Origin of the sequence: Dyadobacter sp. CY312 (genome assembly GCF_021390535.1) — a bacterium.
In the GTDB taxonomy this organism is placed as follows: domain Bacteria; phylum Bacteroidota; class Bacteroidia; order Cytophagales; family Spirosomataceae; genus Dyadobacter.
In genome coordinates, this window is record NZ_JAJUXG010000001.1 from 573,230 (window position 1) to 588,084 (window position 14,855).

The 14,855-nt window shown below is 40.9% G+C and carries 24 protein-coding genes; 10 read left to right on the forward strand and 14 right to left on the reverse strand.

Annotated features, from left to right (window positions below):
* Nucleotides 1-2: 2 nt before the first annotated feature.
* Genes LZG71_RS02640 through LZG71_RS02685 form a run of 10 tightly spaced genes read left to right on the forward strand, consistent with a single transcriptional unit; the run spans nucleotide 3 to nucleotide 8,492 of the window.
* A complete protein-coding gene (locus LZG71_RS02640; protein WP_233816703.1) occupies nucleotides 3-479 on the forward strand; it encodes a hypothetical protein in 477 nt (158 codons plus the stop codon).
* Complete coding sequence (locus LZG71_RS02645; protein ID WP_233816705.1) at nucleotides 479-2,917, forward strand: alpha/beta hydrolase; 2,439 nt, start codon at nucleotides 479-481, stop codon at nucleotides 2,915-2,917. The genes LZG71_RS02640 and LZG71_RS02645 overlap by 1 nt, the downstream gene beginning before the upstream one ends.
* Complete coding sequence (locus tag LZG71_RS02650; RefSeq protein WP_233816707.1) at nucleotides 2,914-4,212, forward strand: hypothetical protein; 1,299 nt, start codon at nucleotides 2,914-2,916, stop codon at nucleotides 4,210-4,212. Before LZG71_RS02645 ends, LZG71_RS02650 begins: the two co-directional genes overlap by 4 nt.
* Entirely contained in the window at nucleotides 4,209-4,538 is a 330-nt protein-coding gene (locus LZG71_RS02655; protein WP_233816709.1) for a hypothetical protein, read from the forward strand. Before LZG71_RS02650 ends, LZG71_RS02655 begins: the two co-directional genes overlap by 4 nt.
* Complete coding sequence (locus tag LZG71_RS02660) at nucleotides 4,535-4,858, forward strand: hypothetical protein (protein ID WP_233816711.1); 324 nt, start codon at nucleotides 4,535-4,537, stop codon at nucleotides 4,856-4,858. Before LZG71_RS02655 ends, LZG71_RS02660 begins: the two co-directional genes overlap by 4 nt.
* A gap of 7 nt (nucleotides 4,859-4,865) precedes the next feature.
* A complete protein-coding gene (locus LZG71_RS02665; RefSeq protein WP_233816713.1) occupies nucleotides 4,866-5,117 on the forward strand; it encodes a hypothetical protein in 252 nt (83 codons plus the stop codon).
* Nucleotides 5,107-5,514: a hypothetical protein gene (locus tag LZG71_RS02670; protein WP_233816715.1), complete on the forward strand. Its 408-nt coding sequence runs from the start codon at nucleotides 5,107-5,109 to the stop codon at nucleotides 5,512-5,514. The genes LZG71_RS02665 and LZG71_RS02670 overlap by 11 nt, the downstream gene beginning before the upstream one ends.
* Entirely contained in the window at nucleotides 5,511-5,960 is a 450-nt protein-coding gene (locus LZG71_RS02675; RefSeq protein WP_233816717.1) for an N-acetylmuramoyl-L-alanine amidase, read from the forward strand. Before LZG71_RS02670 ends, LZG71_RS02675 begins: the two co-directional genes overlap by 4 nt.
* A 39-nt stretch (nucleotides 5,961-5,999) precedes the next feature.
* Nucleotides 6,000-7,739, forward strand: a complete 1,740-nt coding sequence (locus LZG71_RS02680; protein ID WP_233816719.1) for a hypothetical protein — start codon at nucleotides 6,000-6,002, stop codon at nucleotides 7,737-7,739.
* Between the two features lie 3 nt (nucleotides 7,740-7,742).
* Nucleotides 7,743-8,492 carry a hypothetical protein gene (locus tag LZG71_RS02685; protein WP_233816721.1) on the forward strand — a complete coding sequence of 250 codons (750 nt, stop codon included), beginning with the start codon at nucleotides 7,743-7,745 and terminating at the stop codon, nucleotides 8,490-8,492.
* A gap of 434 nt (nucleotides 8,493-8,926) precedes the next feature.
* Here LZG71_RS02685 and LZG71_RS02690 read toward each other — a convergent pair whose 3' ends face one another.
* The 14 genes from LZG71_RS02690 to LZG71_RS02750 form a co-directional block, all read right to left on the reverse strand.
* Complete coding sequence (locus tag LZG71_RS02690) at nucleotides 8,927-9,280, reverse strand: hypothetical protein (protein WP_233816723.1); 354 nt, start codon at nucleotides 9,278-9,280, stop codon at nucleotides 8,927-8,929.
* Nucleotides 9,261-9,635 carry a hypothetical protein gene (locus LZG71_RS02695; protein ID WP_233816725.1) on the reverse strand — a complete coding sequence of 125 codons (375 nt, stop codon included), beginning with the start codon at nucleotides 9,633-9,635 and terminating at the stop codon, nucleotides 9,261-9,263. The genes LZG71_RS02690 and LZG71_RS02695 overlap by 20 nt, the downstream gene beginning before the upstream one ends.
* Nucleotides 9,632-9,766 (reverse strand): hypothetical protein, encoded by a 135-nt coding sequence (locus tag LZG71_RS30430; RefSeq protein WP_255712664.1) that lies wholly within the window; start codon nucleotides 9,764-9,766, stop codon nucleotides 9,632-9,634. Before LZG71_RS30430 ends, LZG71_RS02695 begins: the two co-directional genes overlap by 4 nt.
* 1 nt (nucleotide 9,767) lies before the next feature.
* On the reverse strand, nucleotides 9,768-10,283 hold the full coding sequence (locus LZG71_RS02700; protein WP_233816727.1) for a hypothetical protein: 516 nt from the start codon (nucleotides 10,281-10,283) through the stop codon (nucleotides 9,768-9,770).
* A gap of 168 nt (nucleotides 10,284-10,451) precedes the next feature.
* Nucleotides 10,452-10,775 (reverse strand): hypothetical protein, encoded by a 324-nt coding sequence (locus tag LZG71_RS02705; RefSeq protein ID WP_233816729.1) that lies wholly within the window; start codon nucleotides 10,773-10,775, stop codon nucleotides 10,452-10,454.
* On the reverse strand, nucleotides 10,766-11,008 hold the full coding sequence (locus LZG71_RS02710) for a hypothetical protein (RefSeq protein WP_233816730.1): 243 nt from the start codon (nucleotides 11,006-11,008) through the stop codon (nucleotides 10,766-10,768). Before LZG71_RS02710 ends, LZG71_RS02705 begins: the two co-directional genes overlap by 10 nt.
* 12 nt (nucleotides 11,009-11,020) lie before the next feature.
* Nucleotides 11,021-11,509 carry a hypothetical protein gene (locus LZG71_RS02715; protein ID WP_233816733.1) on the reverse strand — a complete coding sequence of 163 codons (489 nt, stop codon included), beginning with the start codon at nucleotides 11,507-11,509 and terminating at the stop codon, nucleotides 11,021-11,023.
* A gap of 60 nt (nucleotides 11,510-11,569) precedes the next feature.
* On the reverse strand, nucleotides 11,570-11,968 hold the full coding sequence (locus tag LZG71_RS02720; RefSeq protein WP_233816734.1) for a hypothetical protein: 399 nt from the start codon (nucleotides 11,966-11,968) through the stop codon (nucleotides 11,570-11,572).
* Nucleotides 11,969-11,986: 18 nt separating this feature from the next.
* On the reverse strand, nucleotides 11,987-12,301 hold the full coding sequence (locus LZG71_RS02725; protein WP_233816736.1) for a hypothetical protein: 315 nt from the start codon (nucleotides 12,299-12,301) through the stop codon (nucleotides 11,987-11,989).
* On the reverse strand, nucleotides 12,301-12,813 hold the full coding sequence (locus LZG71_RS02730) for a phage N-6-adenine-methyltransferase (RefSeq protein ID WP_233816738.1): 513 nt from the start codon (nucleotides 12,811-12,813) through the stop codon (nucleotides 12,301-12,303). Before LZG71_RS02730 ends, LZG71_RS02725 begins: the two co-directional genes overlap by 1 nt.
* A 194-nt stretch (nucleotides 12,814-13,007) precedes the next feature.
* On the reverse strand, nucleotides 13,008-13,283 hold the full coding sequence (locus tag LZG71_RS02735) for a hypothetical protein (protein ID WP_233816740.1): 276 nt from the start codon (nucleotides 13,281-13,283) through the stop codon (nucleotides 13,008-13,010).
* 2 nt (nucleotides 13,284-13,285) lie between these two features.
* The gene (locus tag LZG71_RS02740; RefSeq protein ID WP_233816742.1) at nucleotides 13,286-13,978 is read right to left on the reverse strand and encodes a hypothetical protein; all 693 of its coding nucleotides are present in this window, start codon (nucleotides 13,976-13,978) and stop codon (nucleotides 13,286-13,288) included.
* A 5-nt stretch (nucleotides 13,979-13,983) separates the two neighbouring features.
* Entirely contained in the window at nucleotides 13,984-14,367 is a 384-nt protein-coding gene (locus LZG71_RS02745; protein ID WP_233816744.1) for a hypothetical protein, read from the reverse strand.
* A gap of 2 nt (nucleotides 14,368-14,369) precedes the next feature.
* Nucleotides 14,370-14,855, reverse strand: coding sequence for a hypothetical protein (locus tag LZG71_RS02750; RefSeq protein WP_233816746.1), 486 nt, complete (start codon nucleotides 14,853-14,855; stop codon nucleotides 14,370-14,372).

The following is a 14,855-nucleotide window of genomic DNA, read 5'->3' on the forward strand; positions in this document are numbered from 1 at the left end:
TCATGGAAGAGGAAGACGTAATCATGAAACTCATACGCGAGCTGATGGCCGCGGTAAAAAACTGGATCCGGGCAATCGTGAGGTCAGAAATTGGAGAAGAAACTGAAGTACCAGTGGATCCTAAGCCAGTTGATCCAGTAGATCCAGAAACTCCATTGCCGCCGAAATGCGACGAAGGTCCAGAGATTCGGGAAATATCAGTATTTGGTTCACGTCAGGTTGTTGTGACATTTCACGGCAAAAATGTTTTTGTCTCTGAGTTGAAAATTAAAAACAAAAACGGAAGGCTTATCCATGAAGAAAAAGTACGGCATACAAGCAATGTCGTTACGCTGAATCTACTTGAAGATCTTCACGACGAAGAATACACTTTGGAGTTCAAGGCTACCAGCTGTACTGGATTTGACTCACAAGCATTCCCAGGGCCAAAACAAGCATGCAAGGAAACAGGTACAATCACTGAAATAAAATTATTGTAATGGGCAAACTTCAAATATCAGTAAAGGTTGATTCATTGTCAGAACTCGTGCAGATTGATACCAACAAGTATCAATTTGTAGTTAAGTTTTTTGACCTACAAGATCAGCCCTTAAACCACAGCAGTATTCCTAATGTAAGCACGCATCAGGTAACTACAACTTCTAATGAATTTTCATTTGAAATTTTAGGAATAACCAATGCGAATGCACTTACGGCGAAGGCGAAAATATACCGGGACAATGACACAAATTGCTGTGTATCATCCAAGGTTTTTGTAACTCCAACTGGTGGAGGCGGCAATCCAGAGAATGGAATATTCGAGCTTTTGATGAATACGACCGGGAATGGTCTGGATCCAAATACTCCATCTGGTTTAATGGAAAGTTGGGTTGAAAGGATAGAAGCTTTTCAATACGATTGGGGCTGGGGAATTACCGGAATCTCTGTATGTATTCAATGGTACCTGTATGAACCAACGGAAGGAAATTACAGAAACGACATTATTCAAAAGAATATTGATTTCTGTAATGAAAGGGGACTTTCACTTTCTTATAAGTTTTGGGCTTTGAGAAGGGATGATGATCCTATGATTCATGAAGATGAAAAACAACGTGGTGCGTTGGGTGATAAATTGGCGACGGGTCCATCAATTAGCCAAGAGATATCACCGTCTTACGGATGTGACAGAACCAATGCAATTATAGCAAATACTGCTAAAGCGTTAGCTACTAAATTAGCTACGTATTCGCGTGCTGGACATTTGATTTTGGCCGGCGGTCACACTGAAGAGTTGGTTTACGCAGCGCCAAATAATGGCCAAGGGGCAAACTCACAAATGACTGACTTGTCTCCTGATAGCTTGACCCGATTCAATGCCTGGGTAGCGGCGCGTGGACTTACAACTCCTGGACATCCACCAACAATCAATGGAATACCTTGGCCACATCCGGATTTTAATCACCCGTTGGGATTAGAGTTCGGGCGATTCCTTACGTACAGTATGCGTAAGTACTTTGATAATTTTGCTAATGCGGTAAGATCTGTATCGAATCTGAAAGTTCTGTATTACTACGCAGCTTTCGACGGCGGCCAAATGCCTTCAACCAACAATCCGAACTTCAACTTCATCGCCGCAAATTCAGATGGCATGTATGGGTCAGCTGGTGAGGGAATATACGCTCACAAGGAGAAATTAATGGTAAATGCAATCAACCTTGGCACGTTCCCCAATGGCCACAGCATAGCCGAACTCGACGCAAACGATTTGGATACTTCATTCTTTGATGACCCTAGAATACCATCACAAGATCGTCCACTGGATCTCAACCTAATGAAGAGCACTATGACGGATCTTTACAACCGTGGATGTCATTCGATTGATTTTGCCATGGCATTCTTCCCGGCTGAGATTGCGAAGATGAGAAATCACCTTCAAGATCTTCATCAAACTCATATTGGCAAACCGTATGTACGTCCTGTTATTAATTCTGCCAATACTTTAACTGTGGACGTTGTTCCTGATTACCGCACTGGCGATAGTTACCTATGGAATATTGATCCGTGGACAAAGTATGTGAAGATCACCGATGATGACTTTTTTGGTGGCGTAACTCCGTTTGTTGAAGGAACATCAACTCCTGCAAGATTTGAAAATTTTAATTTAGGTGGCAGAATTGGTGAGGTCTGGCTACCGGCAAACTACAGTAACACCAAAGAATACGCTGTTGTATACGCGAACGACTCTTACACCCTGTTCGCAAAAAATGGCTATCCGGACGGAAGTTGGGAATTTGATACGCGGACACAAAACCTGATTAACTCCCAGGAAATAAAGGACTGTATAGTCGTTGCAATAGATACTCAATATAGAATGAGGACTTTATTGCCAAACAAGCCATTTTTCTCAATGTCTCCAGCAGATCAGGGAACAATATCCACCAACAATGGTGGAGGCCCACTTGCTGATGAGCAGCTGGCTTGGATGATCAATGAGTTGAAACCTTACATTGATTCAACTTATTCAACACTAACAGATCACGCCAACACAGTTATCCTTGGAGCAAGTATGGGCGGGCTATTTGCTGCCTACGCATTCGGTGAAAGGTCAGATGTGTTCGGTAGAGCTGCCTGTGTTTCTACCCACTACCAAGGGACTTTGCTTGACGCAGAAGCCAACCTTTTGACTGATGATGTTGTGAGTTATATCCAGAATTACTTCCCCGCACCAAGCGGAAGTAAGAAAGTGTACTTCGACTCAGGAACAGAATCACTCGATGCCAACTATTTAGTACCGCAAGGTCAGGTAGATTCCATTATGCAGGGCAAAGGTTACAATTCCACGAATTGGAAGACTGTGATCGACAACGGCGCTGGCCACAATCCAACATACTGGGGGCCAAGATTACCAGGAATCCTGAAATTCTTAATTCCTCGATGAACAGCATTCGTATAGATGTAAGCGTAGATGATCTGAGCTATCTCACTGAGGTAGCTCAGAACACCTATGAGGTGAAAGTTTATCTCCTGGATTCCGAAGGTCAGGAAATTGAAGATCCGAACTTACCTACATCACCTTACATTGCTCTGGTAGAAACAACCAGCAACACTTTTACGATCAATCTTCCCATCGTTGACGGTAATTATCCAATAGATGCCACTGTTAAAGTTATTGGCATGGAAGGTTGTTGCCAGGATGAGCAACAAATCAATCTTACCAATTTAGCCACACCTCGCTTTGCTGCCAATTACATTGCACCTACGTGTACAGAAGAAGGTGAGCTTATTCCTGCCAGATTTGAGTTATTCAACATCGAAAATATCACAAGGGTTAAGCTCTGCTATAATGAATTGGATTTTGCCAATTGTGGCGATTGCCAGACAAGTGATCACCTGGTAACAGGACCAACTTTGACGGTACCGCTTGATACACCAGTATTCGGCAATGGTAGCAGATTTGTGATTCTTCGCGGTTACAATGGGCCAACTTGTCAAAGATTTTTCGAGGTTACACAAACAATCACACCGATAGAATGTGAAACGGTTGAGCCGCCAACAGGCACACCAATTCCAAACATTTGTGCAGCCACATATCAGGCCGCTGAAATTGGTGGATCTGCTGAATATTATTGGATTAACAATACCGGCGCAACTGAGGACATTTATTGGGAATGGGACACAGAACAGTTCCCTGACAGATTTCAGGCTCTTGTCAACAATGTCGTATGGCATGATACATTCTGTGCTGGCCCGCTGCCGAATAGTTGTGTTGTTCCGGGTAATTGCTCTTATCAGCCAGCTAAAACTTATGGTTTGATCAGGCTCGCTGACGGTGATAAAATTTCCTTCCGTATGAATGGCGATTGTGGAGGATCTGGAGGAACCGTTTGGGCTTTCAAAACTTCATGTAATCCATTTACTGAACCGGCTACCGAATACACCGGATCGGAAAAATTATGCACCATTAATATTCTTGATGCTACCACTGGTTCAGGAGGTAGAATTTATGTGAATCAATGGACAGGAGGACTTACTGGCCAATATGAATTCGGTATCCAACTGAAAAGTGCATCTGACTACAACACTGTCAACTGGATTCAAGACTACGCACCTGAACCCGGAGCTGGGATAGGCATTGCGTTCGACGGGCTGGTGACAGGATCGGAGTACCGAGTATGGATCCGTGATAAAAATAGTACAAGCTGTAATTCATTCACCGACATCGTATCATTATGATAAAGCTATTCAGTTTCTTAAAAAACAATCCGGTAATCCTTATTTCTGTATTTATCGTATTGGCATTTGGCGCGTTGCTCTGGCGAAACGATAACCTGGAAAATAAAAACAAAGTCCTGACAGAACAGGTCAAAGTTTTCGTAATGGACACCACGGCCAGAGGGAGGGCTCAGATGATATGCCAGGAAGAGAAAATGGTTTACCTCACCCAGCTGGTGGACGTAAATGAGACGCTGGATTCACTCAAAACCCTTGCGTTAAAACTAAACCCGGGACTGGTTTATCAGTTCCCATCCATTGATGCACTAAAAAGAAAACGCAAATGAAAGCACTTATCGCAATTCTGCTATTTCTGTCTTTTCAGGCATTTGCTCAGGAAACAGGTGAGGTGACATACCACTACCGAAATGAGCCATTCCCTTACGATTCAGGGGTGGCTATTTCGGATCGGCAATACCAGTTCATTCTTTTCATGCAAGGGATAAATAAGGCGAAAATGGAAGCCAAAGTGGTGCCTCCAAAAATTGTGCTGCACACTATTACTCAGCGTAAAAAAGGGGATGGTAACAAGCTGACTTGGTTCGGTACCGGAGTAGGGGCAGCAATCCTAATAAAAGTGGTTCACGGGTTAGTAACAAAAAAATAGTAAGTATATGATAGTGAGCGTGATGATTGCACAAATTTTGGCACAAGTTGAACCCGTAGCATTACCATTTATCGGAGAACAAATTACAACTGGTGCAATTGTATCATTCGTGTTATGGTACCTGTTCAATGAAAATCAGAAAGAAAAAGCCAAAAACATTGCACTGCAAGATAAGTATGACACCCTTTTAAGGGATTGTCACACAAGAGAAATTGATCTGATTGGCAGGTCAAATCATTCACACAGAAATGAGAACTGATATGGAATTCAAAAGCAAATTCTGGATTGTGGTCACGGTCTGTGCTGCTACCTTATTAATATCTGGAAAATCCAGATATGATAGAACAAAACAGGTTTTTATTCAGAATCAGCAAGCAAATGTTTCTGTAATCAACAACCTAAAAAACGAGGTTAATATTCTTCAACATGAGACAATCGAGTTGAAGGATTCGCTTGCCGTGGTGGTGGATTCTAGTGAACAAAACAAGGACACGATTTACGTCAAAGTCGTAGGAGATAATGAAGTTTTGGTCAATCTAAATGGTCAGGATATTCGGACACTTGGAAAGGAGATAGCAAAGGCGCTCACCTCAGATACTACTCGAAAAGTGAATGTCCAGGTGATTAATCCCAAACGGAAAGGGCTATTCAAATGAGAAATGTTAATTATTTGGTGGTACACTGTTCAGCTGGGCCACAAAACCAGAAAGTACCTGCAATAGAGCAATATTGGAAAAAAAGCCTTGGTTGGTCAAAGAAAGGTTATCACGTGATTGTAGAAGCTGATGGAACCGCGCACGAATTGGTGCCAATTGATCAAATTTCGAATGGTGTGGCTGGCTTCAATAGTCAAATTATCAATATCGCCTACATCGGTGGAGTTGATAAAAAAGGAAAGCCAGTAGATAATCGAACGCCTGAGCAAAAGGCAACAATCCTTCGATACCTGAAAAAATGGAAGAAGATGTTCCCCAAAGCGATCATACAGGGGCACCGCGACTTCTCACCAGACAAAAACAAGAATGGTATCATTGAATACTTCGAATGGATAAAGTATTGCCCTTGCTTTGATGCAAAAAAGGAATACGCCAACATCATTTAAAATCAAAGTCCAAAATCAACATATAAACCAGTTTCAAAAATGTCGGCAGATTTAATTAATGCTATTTCGAACGCGATGTGTGCCCTTAATAAAGCAAAAAGAGCACTTAAAAATGCACTCGAATCAGGAGGACTTAATGGAAAGCAAGTAGAACTCCATGAAGGGGAAACACACATTCAGTGGCGATATGTTGGCGATCCTGAATGGATTGATCTGATTGCTATTGCAGACTTGAAAGGTGCTCCTGGTGCTCCGGGCGCTCCGGGCGATCCTGGTGATGATGGGAAGTCAGCATTTGATTTGGCAGTGGAAGATGGATTTGCTGGTACCCTTGTTGAGTGGCTGCAATCGTTGGCTGGCCAAGATGGTGAAGATGGAGAATCAGCATACGAGCTTGCCGTTGCAGATGGCTATGCCGGAACATTAAGCGAATGGATATTGTCTCTTGTGGGTGCTGATGGAAAGTCCGCTTACCAACTTGCCGTTGCTGCTGGGTTTATTGGAACTGAATTAGAATGGTTCCGAACATTTCGGGCACCTGTTACTGGTGGTGGCACCTATGTCTATTCTGACATATCACCAGAATACTCACCTGCACAAGGTCAAATTCGGGTTGATAATCCCGATTTAAACCTTGCAACTTTCATGTATGTTAATAAGGTAGCTATCAACGGGATTGATATTGCACCTTGGTGGTTATTTGCAGGAGAGGGGACTTCGGATGTGAAAAGTATTCTTTATTTATATAATGAATACGATCCATTGATTTTTACCGCGTTTAAAATTAAGGAAGCAACCAGTTATGGTAGCACTACCATAAGACTAAGTATAGAACTCCTTGACTATTCTACCCCTGAAATATCTAATCCAGCACTATGGACTAATAATAGAATGGTTGCGTCTATTAGTAAAGTTGGCGATAAAGGTGAAATAACTAATTATGTAACTATTGATACAGATCAATATAATCTTACAGGATCTAAAGTTTGGTATAATAATCAAGTCTTTTCTAACCATCTTACTCAGTATAACGACCAAGGAACAGGTTCATTTACAAGTACCAATTCAACAGGTGATGAAGTCAACTTTATTACTACCAACCTTCAAGCAGGTAGTAGTAGTATATATATGAGCTATATCGCTGGGTCCGCTTTTGATAGTATATCATCACAAATTGTTGTAAGTGCATCAGGAAACGAAATATCAACATTAGATACAACTGGTAATCAACACAGTGTAAAAACAAACAATAGTAGCATAGAGATTTATCGTGTCTATTCAGATGGGAAATCACAATCACTTAATTTTAATAATCTTAATAGGATTATAATAACAGATACTCAAAACTTATTTGGTTTACAGTATGCAGGTAATTATGCAGCAGCAGGTATAGTAAATGATAGATGGATTCCTGATTATGGAGCTGTAAAAAAACTTTTAAGTGATTCTTTAACTAATGATATTGGTTTTAGAAAAATCAACGCACAAACAGGAACCGCTTACTCCTTAGTACTTGCAGACCAGGGATTGCATGTAACGCTAAACAACTCAGCTGCTATCACACTTACCGTTCCTACAAATGCTACTGTTGCTTATCCCGTTGGAGCTGAAATTGATCTTTCTCAAGTTGGAGTTGGGCAAGTTACCGTTGTTGGAGCAGCTGGTGTAACAATTAGATCGTTTGCCGGAAACTTAAAACTTGCCGGCCAGTACTCGGCTGCAACGTTGAAAAAAATAGGTACAAACGAGTGGTTATTGGTTGGAAACTTATCAGCGTAAATTATGAGCTATTTATTTGGAATGACCTCGCAAAATCGAGGATTTTCGAGAAACAGTGTTGCGACTTATTACAACTCTGCTGGCCTCCGAAAAATTGCTGCAATTAATGTTCCGAGGATTCAATACAATCCTACAACTCTGGCATTAGAAGGTGCGTTTTTTGAAAGAAATGGTGCAACAAATTTGTTATTATTCTCAAATGCAGTAGCCACACCTACATGGGTAAAAGGATCAGGCACAACAATAACTCAAAATTCTACGGTAGGTGCAAGTGGACTTATTGACATGTCGAAAGTGGATCAAACTACACAATCTTCTTCTGTTTTGCAGTTAATATCCGTAACTAACGGAGGTACTTATACAGTATCGGCTGATCTAAAAAAAGGAGTTGGCGATTGGGTTTATTTTTTATTGTATGATAACGGAAATGGAAATGCAAATCAATTACAATGTTGGTATAATTTCACTACAAATAGCATAGGCACTAACCAAGCAGTAGGTCAATTTACACTTAATTCCTTTTCTGTGAGAACATTGCCCAATGGAATTGTTCGTTTAACTACATCAGGAATATTAACACAGTCAACTGCTGTTAACTTTAGAGTTAAATTAGTAGATATGAATGGTTCTGCATTAGGAATTACAGGTAGCTTCTATATGGGGTGCGCTCAAATGGAATTAGGTGGTACCGAAACGTCATATATTCCAAGTACTAGTACGGCAGCAACAAGAGCACCTGAGGTTGGTGGATAAGCAAACAAAAATACGTATCATGAAAAAAGCCCGGACGTTCTGCCCGGGCTTTATTTGTTACCTATGAACGGAATATGGATCCGGAATAGTTACGTGTAAAAACGTTTCAGCGAAATTCCTGACCAACTCGATGTAATCCCACATTTGTTCTATATCCAAATCCTTTGTTGACAATTCAAAATCATCTTCAAAAACCACCCAAGGGATGAACTCAGCTTTAAATAAAAAATGTAGCACAAGTGGATGCAATCCAGTTTCCTCTTCTATATACTTTAGAACTACACCGAAGTAATACTTTCCTTGTTGGATTGACCTTTTTTTTGTTTTACGTTTGATGTGGACAATTAGAGGGCTGTTAGAATTCAGAGCAAACATCAACTGGTTGTAATGTTCGCGGTAATTCGGATCGCTTTTATCAAGTACGAAGTCGGCCATTATTTTCTAATGAATATGTCTTTGGGTAATCCCATTGGGCGATCAATCGTGATATTTTGTGGCTCAAAGTTTTTGAGAAACCTTTTAATCTCGTCTGCATAACCAGGATTGAATGTGAACAATTTAATGTAGTCTGCCTTCCCATTCACACAGACGATTGCCCAGCTTGGAGATCTTACACTATGATAATCTACACCAACATCGAGTGTACTTTTAAGCTCCTTAAGCTCCATTTTCAGTCCTACATTTTTCAATGCAATTACTGCCATCTGACGATCACATTCAATCAACTTCTCTTTCAGTTCAGTTATTCCCAGAATATCCTGAAACCACTTAATGATCTTTCTTTTCATCGATTTTCTTTAAGGCTTTACTTAAAATTTTATCTCCCATATCACTCCACGCTTTGTTCTCCTCAGTAAAAGGATTACCAGAATCACCCAGATAAGTAAGTGGATCCGTTCTCATTGTTCTGTGGGCTTTCTCTCCTAATCCAGCCAACCGCATTCCTAATGTCGTTGATAGAAGTTTCAGGTTTTTATCAGAAGGATCTTCTTTAAACTTAAGGTACCTTTCCTCAATACCCTCAAGATCTCGTTTCTGAAAGTGGTTCACAGATTTGAGCATCAACAGCGCCCAATAACATTCCTCGTGCGAAGGTATTTTGCCATCTGAGGCATCAACCAAAATATCAACTAATCTTCTCATGATTTCTTTTTGTCAAAAACTGCTTCTGCTATTGCTGCAAGGCCCAAAACTGTCAATACCAATATGGTGATGAACTTCTCGTAGTTCTGATCATTTTCGATCCATTTCAGGATGTATTCCAGGTAACTCATATCAGTATCTCAGGTCTGTCCAATGCACAATCTTCCCAGAAAATGGTTTCGTAAACCACGAATTGAAGTGGTCCAGTGAATGGTCTCCGCCAAAGCCATCATTTTTTAGGAGCCGCCATGTTTCTGCTTTGTCAAGTGTGCGACCATCCACAATTATCTCAGGTAGTCTGGAAATTAATCCGGAAAGGATGATCTCAATTTTCTGCGTGGACTTGCATGTGGCCTCGATAAAGGTGTACATGCTGGTGGTTCTGCAATTAACTACAAAGTGAATTTTACGACCTGGCTTCCATCGCTCGTTCTTATCCTCTCGGAAGGTGTGTACCTTGGGTTCGTGCTTCCATAATGGATTGCAGGATCCAGCAAGGAATTCATCTTGATTTGGCCGGTGGTGATCGCAAAGCAATTGAAATACTTTCGCCTTTTCATTTCTTGGCAAATTGAGTGAGTTTATTATTTTCTCGGGGAAGTAGTTCGGAGTTCCATCCTTATACTTCTGGCTGAATGGTAGTATCATCAGTCTTTGAACGGGTTAATTTTTAAGAAATCAGCCAGATCCTTTCTGTATTGAGGATAATCTTCATCATCATATACCCACGAAAAGAATGCTATTATGCTGTACATTAGAAGGAAAATGAACCAAACGAATAGTATTCCCACCGTTTTAAATGGCCAAAAAAGTATTCTAAATAGTTTCTTCATTTTGTTGGTTGTTGATTGAGCAAGTTTTTGACTTGCGTGAATTGATTCTCATTCGAAGCCGTTCAAGTTTGAAGTCGATTCTTTCCTGAATAGCAGCTTCATCAAATAGGATAGGAGCGTAACCCATTACTATGGCCACGTCTGCCAGCTCGTCGATCAGATTTTCCATTGAAGACACTGTGAGCTTCCGGCGCATCTTGATAATGGCTGTGGCCAGCTCAATACATTCCTCTTCAATGATGTTAATCTGATTGTCCCTCCCGAAAGTGTTCACAGCTTCCAGGAGGAGTTCGTTGTCTATTCGCATGATTCAATTTGTTCATCCAACCATTGCGCGGCTTTCTTGCCGTTAAAGCCAGCCACGAAAACTTTGGCATGGAATGCACTATCAACAAAGATTTTTTCCTGATAGAAATCATCACCGTCCAATGTGTTCACGACTGCTCTGATTTCCACAAGTTCTCCATCATCATCATCCAGGTCTCTTCCACAGAATACCTGTGCATCGTATTTTGGAAGGTTTATCAGTTTAAAATTCATAGAAGTGGTTATTTAAGATGGAATGCTTAACAAAATTTTGGCTACATCCTCTTTCAGAAACCCGTTCGCATTGAGCTTAGTAACTATTTGAGAGGCAAAAAGAAGGTCATACCTGTTTTTCAATTCGGCGCTTATCTGCTCAACAGTACTTTTGACCAGCTTCGATAGAATTTCATTTACGTTCCGATCGTTAAGTGTTGATCGTTCCAATTCTTCATTAATCCACTGCGCAACAGGGATCATTTCATCTGTACTATATTGCTTTTTGATTTTGTTTTCAAGGATCATCTTAGCAATAGTCTCCGCAAATAGAACATCCTTATGTGCTCTTATTTCCTCAATAATTCCAGTGTTGAACTTATCCTGCATTTCCTTTTTAAAGATTCCATAAAGCTCACTTTTGACACGATATGAGATATCATTCTTTATTTCTTCGCTGAATGATGTTTCATTATCCTCTGAAAAGAAATCATCAAGATCTACGGTTACATTAATTTTCATGATTGCAAAATTTTGGTTTGGTGATGTGAACTGTCCGGTATTTCCGAACAGTTCGAGTGATTAAAATGGACCTTCGTCGTCGTCATCGTTAAATTCCGTGTTATGCGTACCTGACTCTGGCAAAGCAAAACTTTCTGGAAGATCCGATTTACGAATGATCACTTTTCCTGTTGCTTCAAGATGCTTTTTTAGCATAGTGTCTGCTTCCCATATGGACATTGGTGCAATATCCAATCGCTCTGCTTTGTACCTGGCTACTTCCTCCGTAACAGGATCAATACTGTAGACAGAATTGTCTTTAAAAAGACGTGTCCATTCAGGTTGTTTGGATGTTTCGGGAACTGTAAGTTTCAAAAATGAGCACCCCCCCATTGTGTACTCAGATAAATGGCCGGCCAGCGTCACGTGACCCATCAGAGAAATTAAGGCCCAAAATTCTTTTTTCTCTTCGTTTTGCATGATTGTGAAATTTGATTGTTAAGAATTGATTGTTGAATTTTTGATTTGCGCCACGAACAGCGGCCAGACATCTTTGAGGTATTTCATCAGGTAATCGTAATCCCGATCTTCATCACATAATCCACCAACTATGGACTCCAATGTTTGTTTTGTAAGAAATGTGTGGATATCAGGATTGCAACCGTCGAAATAGCGCTGGAAGATTCTGTATTGAGTAGATATGATCAGCCTGCCTGTACCTGGTCCTGTTGGCTCGACGTAGATCCCAATTTGCTTGCTCTGGTTATCCGAAAACTTGTACAGCGTTACGGATTTGATTTCTTTAAGTTCCATTATCTCAGATTTAATAATTGTCCGGGAATTCCAGATTTGATTAATCTTGCTCTTGCATGTTTACCATAAGCAACCATCACCGAAGGAGCACCACCGTTATATGGTGCTGGCGTACCATCTACTTTCCAAAAAGTCAATCTACCTTTTATGAAAAGAAGTGAATCTGCGTATGGCCACACCCAATCAAAAAACATTTCTGTTTCTGTTCTGGCAAAAATTAGGGCAATACCATTATCATGATTTGCTAACTTTTCAAGCCACTTTGCTGCCATTTTTCCATAAGGAGGATTGCAGTACACGAATCCCTCCCAAGGTTGATTCAGACCATCATCGATAATTGTAAAACACTTATCGGCTATCTTCCATGGTTGAATAATTGGCGCACAAGGATCCAAATCAATTGGAGCAAGAGCTTTGACAATTTCCGGAGGAGTTAGCCATTCATCCGTAGTCATATTATGGCTCTGGTGAGAACCCATTCCGTTTTTCTTCATGCTTGATGTCTTTGACATACACTAATTGATTTTTCTGGTACTCGCTGTCTACCCGAATGCAGCGCTGTTGAGAATCACCTACCTTGGTTATTCTAGCAGGTATTTCGATTATTGAATTCAGAGATTTTGGACAGTAGTGGATGATCACTATCTTGTCACCCACTGCCAGATCTTCGTACTTGATCATTCACTAACTCTTTACTTTATACGCTCTATGACATTACTTCAAAAACGTGCATACCCAGATCCATTCCCACATGGACGTTTGCAATGCCGATATACTTCAACTTGTTAGTATCGGCTGTGATTTCTTGACCTGTTTTGTAAAGCCGAAATTTCTTTTTAACCATCACAGCATCGGTTGATACCATTGCCCAACAACTAACGAAACCTTCATTCATTTCAGCTCTAATCACCCGGGCGCCAGCTGGCATTTCTGTTTCTGTTTCTTCCAGCATAGGAAGAATGTACTTATGAATTGTTATCATGGTTATTTCTGGTGAGGTTGATTGCGATCTGTTTTGCGATGTGTCATTTCCCAATCGTAGTTCAGGCCGTAATTGTGGCTGTTTCCTTCCTGGGCGTAGCGATGTTCACTGATTGTGAGCTTCACAAAAAGTCGAACGTCAGTTTCTGGTGCAGGTACGGTTCTGTGGATATGATTCTGATCTATCCGGTACAGGTGGAATGGTGATGGCTGGTGGAAGAATCCATTTTTTTCTTTTTGGTGCCAAGTTCCATCACTTTTTCTCATAGCAGAAATCCAGTTTCCAAACTTTTCAAATTCTCTCATTGATTCGACATCATCAACTGGTACCGTATAATTACCTATCATGAATTCAGTAGGGAATTTATCAAACCAGATATACTGGACATCATTTGTTCCGAAGCCGTCGGAATGAAAACCTGGACGATTCTGATCAATACCTTTAGGAACCAGAGTTTGCTTTACAGTGAGATAGACGTACTGCTTTTTCAACCAGTCAAAATCCTTGCCTTTGTTTTCATTGAGAAGCGCTGAAGTTACCAAGTGATTCAGGAATTGCAATCTTGGTTCCATTTCAAGTATGAAACTGCCGGCGAGCTTTATCGGGTAGTATAAGTACTGGCAATATTCCTTATTACTCAGGTGAAACTCTCCCAGAGATTCCGGGACTGTGGAATGAAGTGTTATTGTTTCCATTTTGATTATTGATATTTGGTAGCGTATCGCCTAAATTTTTCTTTACTGTCGTATCGTAAATGACACAACTGACACATTGCTTTGAGCCGATCCAGAGAAACATCCCAATTGGTTTCGTCGTGATCCAGGTGAGCGACAGTGAGAACTACTTTAACTGGTTTCACTTCATAGTAAGGATCACATTCTCGTTCTGCATCCTCCTTTGATCGAAACCAGATGGTTCGTTTTTTGTACCGGCCATTGTCATCCTTGACATCCAGCTTGATTGAATAAGCGGTTGAGCCATTTTCCAATCCACAGCACTCACATTTGTTATTGGCTCGTTTGAGAACTGCCGGAACAATTTCTTTCTTCCAGCCAGGCGGGTATCTTGAGTAATCTATTGGCATGATTACTTGGATATCGTGATGCCACAACTAATAAGTAAATTCTTGTACTCCTTTTCGAAGCGTTCCTGAACCTTTTCAGGCTGCAAAGACAATTGGAAAGAGAAGTCGCACATTTGAGAGAATACTTCTGCCATTGCCATTGTGGTATCTGCTATATATCCAGGAGGATTTTGCTTGAAAATTGGCATCAACTTTGTCGATGAAATTTTATCCATTTCGCGTTCCAAACTGGCCGAATAGAACTCAGTTCCTTTCAACTTGAATTGCGCGTCACGGATTGCAACTATGTGAGCAAGACAATGAAACACTGCCTCAGTTTGCTCCTTGCTATAAGCAGCACGGTTGACTTTTATTACTTTGCCACGATCAATGAAGACCTCTTTCTCTTTGGCTTGCTTTAACTCCTCACGGGATTCGGCTGCGACTTGCTGTACGCGTGAACGCTTGCCGCCATTTAGGCGTGCGAATAATTGTTGTTTAGCTTGCAT

Coding starts and splice junctions, on each gene's coding strand:
- LZG71_RS02665 (WP_233816713.1), top strand. CDS start 4,866: ATGATAGTGAGCGTGATGATTGCACAAATTTTGGCACAAGTTGAACCC.
- LZG71_RS02715 (WP_233816733.1), bottom strand. CDS start 11,509: ATGAAAATTAATGTAACCGTAGATCTTGATGATTTCTTTTCAGAGGAT.
- LZG71_RS02645 (WP_233816705.1), top strand. CDS start 479: ATGGGCAAACTTCAAATATCAGTAAAGGTTGATTCATTGTCAGAACTC.
- LZG71_RS02710 (WP_233816730.1), bottom strand. CDS start 11,008: ATGAATTTTAAACTGATAAACCTTCCAAAATACGATGCACAGGTATTC.
- LZG71_RS02700 (WP_233816727.1), bottom strand. CDS start 10,283: ATGATACTACCATTCAGCCAGAAGTATAAGGATGGAACTCCGAACTAC.
- LZG71_RS02660 (WP_233816711.1), top strand. CDS start 4,535: ATGAAAGCACTTATCGCAATTCTGCTATTTCTGTCTTTTCAGGCATTT.
- LZG71_RS02690 (WP_233816723.1), bottom strand. CDS start 9,280: ATGAAAAGAAAGATCATTAAGTGGTTTCAGGATATTCTGGGAATAACT.
- LZG71_RS02735 (WP_233816740.1), bottom strand. CDS start 13,283: ATGATAACAATTCATAAGTACATTCTTCCTATGCTGGAAGAAACAGAA.
- LZG71_RS02655 (WP_233816709.1), top strand. CDS start 4,209: ATGATAAAGCTATTCAGTTTCTTAAAAAACAATCCGGTAATCCTTATT.
- LZG71_RS02720 (WP_233816734.1), bottom strand. CDS start 11,968: ATGCAAAACGAAGAGAAAAAAGAATTTTGGGCCTTAATTTCTCTGATG.
- LZG71_RS02750 (WP_233816746.1), bottom strand. CDS start 14,855: ATGCAAGCTAAACAACAATTATTCGCACGCCTAAATGGCGGCAAGCGT.
- LZG71_RS02680 (WP_233816719.1), top strand. CDS start 6,000: ATGTCGGCAGATTTAATTAATGCTATTTCGAACGCGATGTGTGCCCTT.
- LZG71_RS02670 (WP_233816715.1), top strand. CDS start 5,107: ATGAGAACTGATATGGAATTCAAAAGCAAATTCTGGATTGTGGTCACG.
- LZG71_RS02725 (WP_233816736.1), bottom strand. CDS start 12,301: ATGGAACTTAAAGAAATCAAATCCGTAACGCTGTACAAGTTTTCGGAT.
- LZG71_RS02730 (WP_233816738.1), bottom strand. CDS start 12,813: ATGTCAAAGACATCAAGCATGAAGAAAAACGGAATGGGTTCTCACCAG.
- LZG71_RS02740 (WP_233816742.1), bottom strand. CDS start 13,978: ATGGAAACAATAACACTTCATTCCACAGTCCCGGAATCTCTGGGAGAG.
- LZG71_RS02640 (WP_233816703.1), top strand. CDS start 3: ATGGAAGAGGAAGACGTAATCATGAAACTCATACGCGAGCTGATGGCC.
- LZG71_RS02695 (WP_233816725.1), bottom strand. CDS start 9,635: ATGAGAAGATTAGTTGATATTTTGGTTGATGCCTCAGATGGCAAAATA.
- LZG71_RS02650 (WP_233816707.1), top strand. CDS start 2,914: ATGAACAGCATTCGTATAGATGTAAGCGTAGATGATCTGAGCTATCTC.
- LZG71_RS30430 (WP_255712664.1), bottom strand. CDS start 9,766: ATGAGTTACCTGGAATACATCCTGAAATGGATCGAAAATGATCAGAAC.
- LZG71_RS02675 (WP_233816717.1), top strand. CDS start 5,511: ATGAGAAATGTTAATTATTTGGTGGTACACTGTTCAGCTGGGCCACAA.
- LZG71_RS02685 (WP_233816721.1), top strand. CDS start 7,743: ATGAGCTATTTATTTGGAATGACCTCGCAAAATCGAGGATTTTCGAGA.
- LZG71_RS02705 (WP_233816729.1), bottom strand. CDS start 10,775: ATGCGAATAGACAACGAACTCCTCCTGGAAGCTGTGAACACTTTCGGG.
- LZG71_RS02745 (WP_233816744.1), bottom strand. CDS start 14,367: ATGCCAATAGATTACTCAAGATACCCGCCTGGCTGGAAGAAAGAAATT.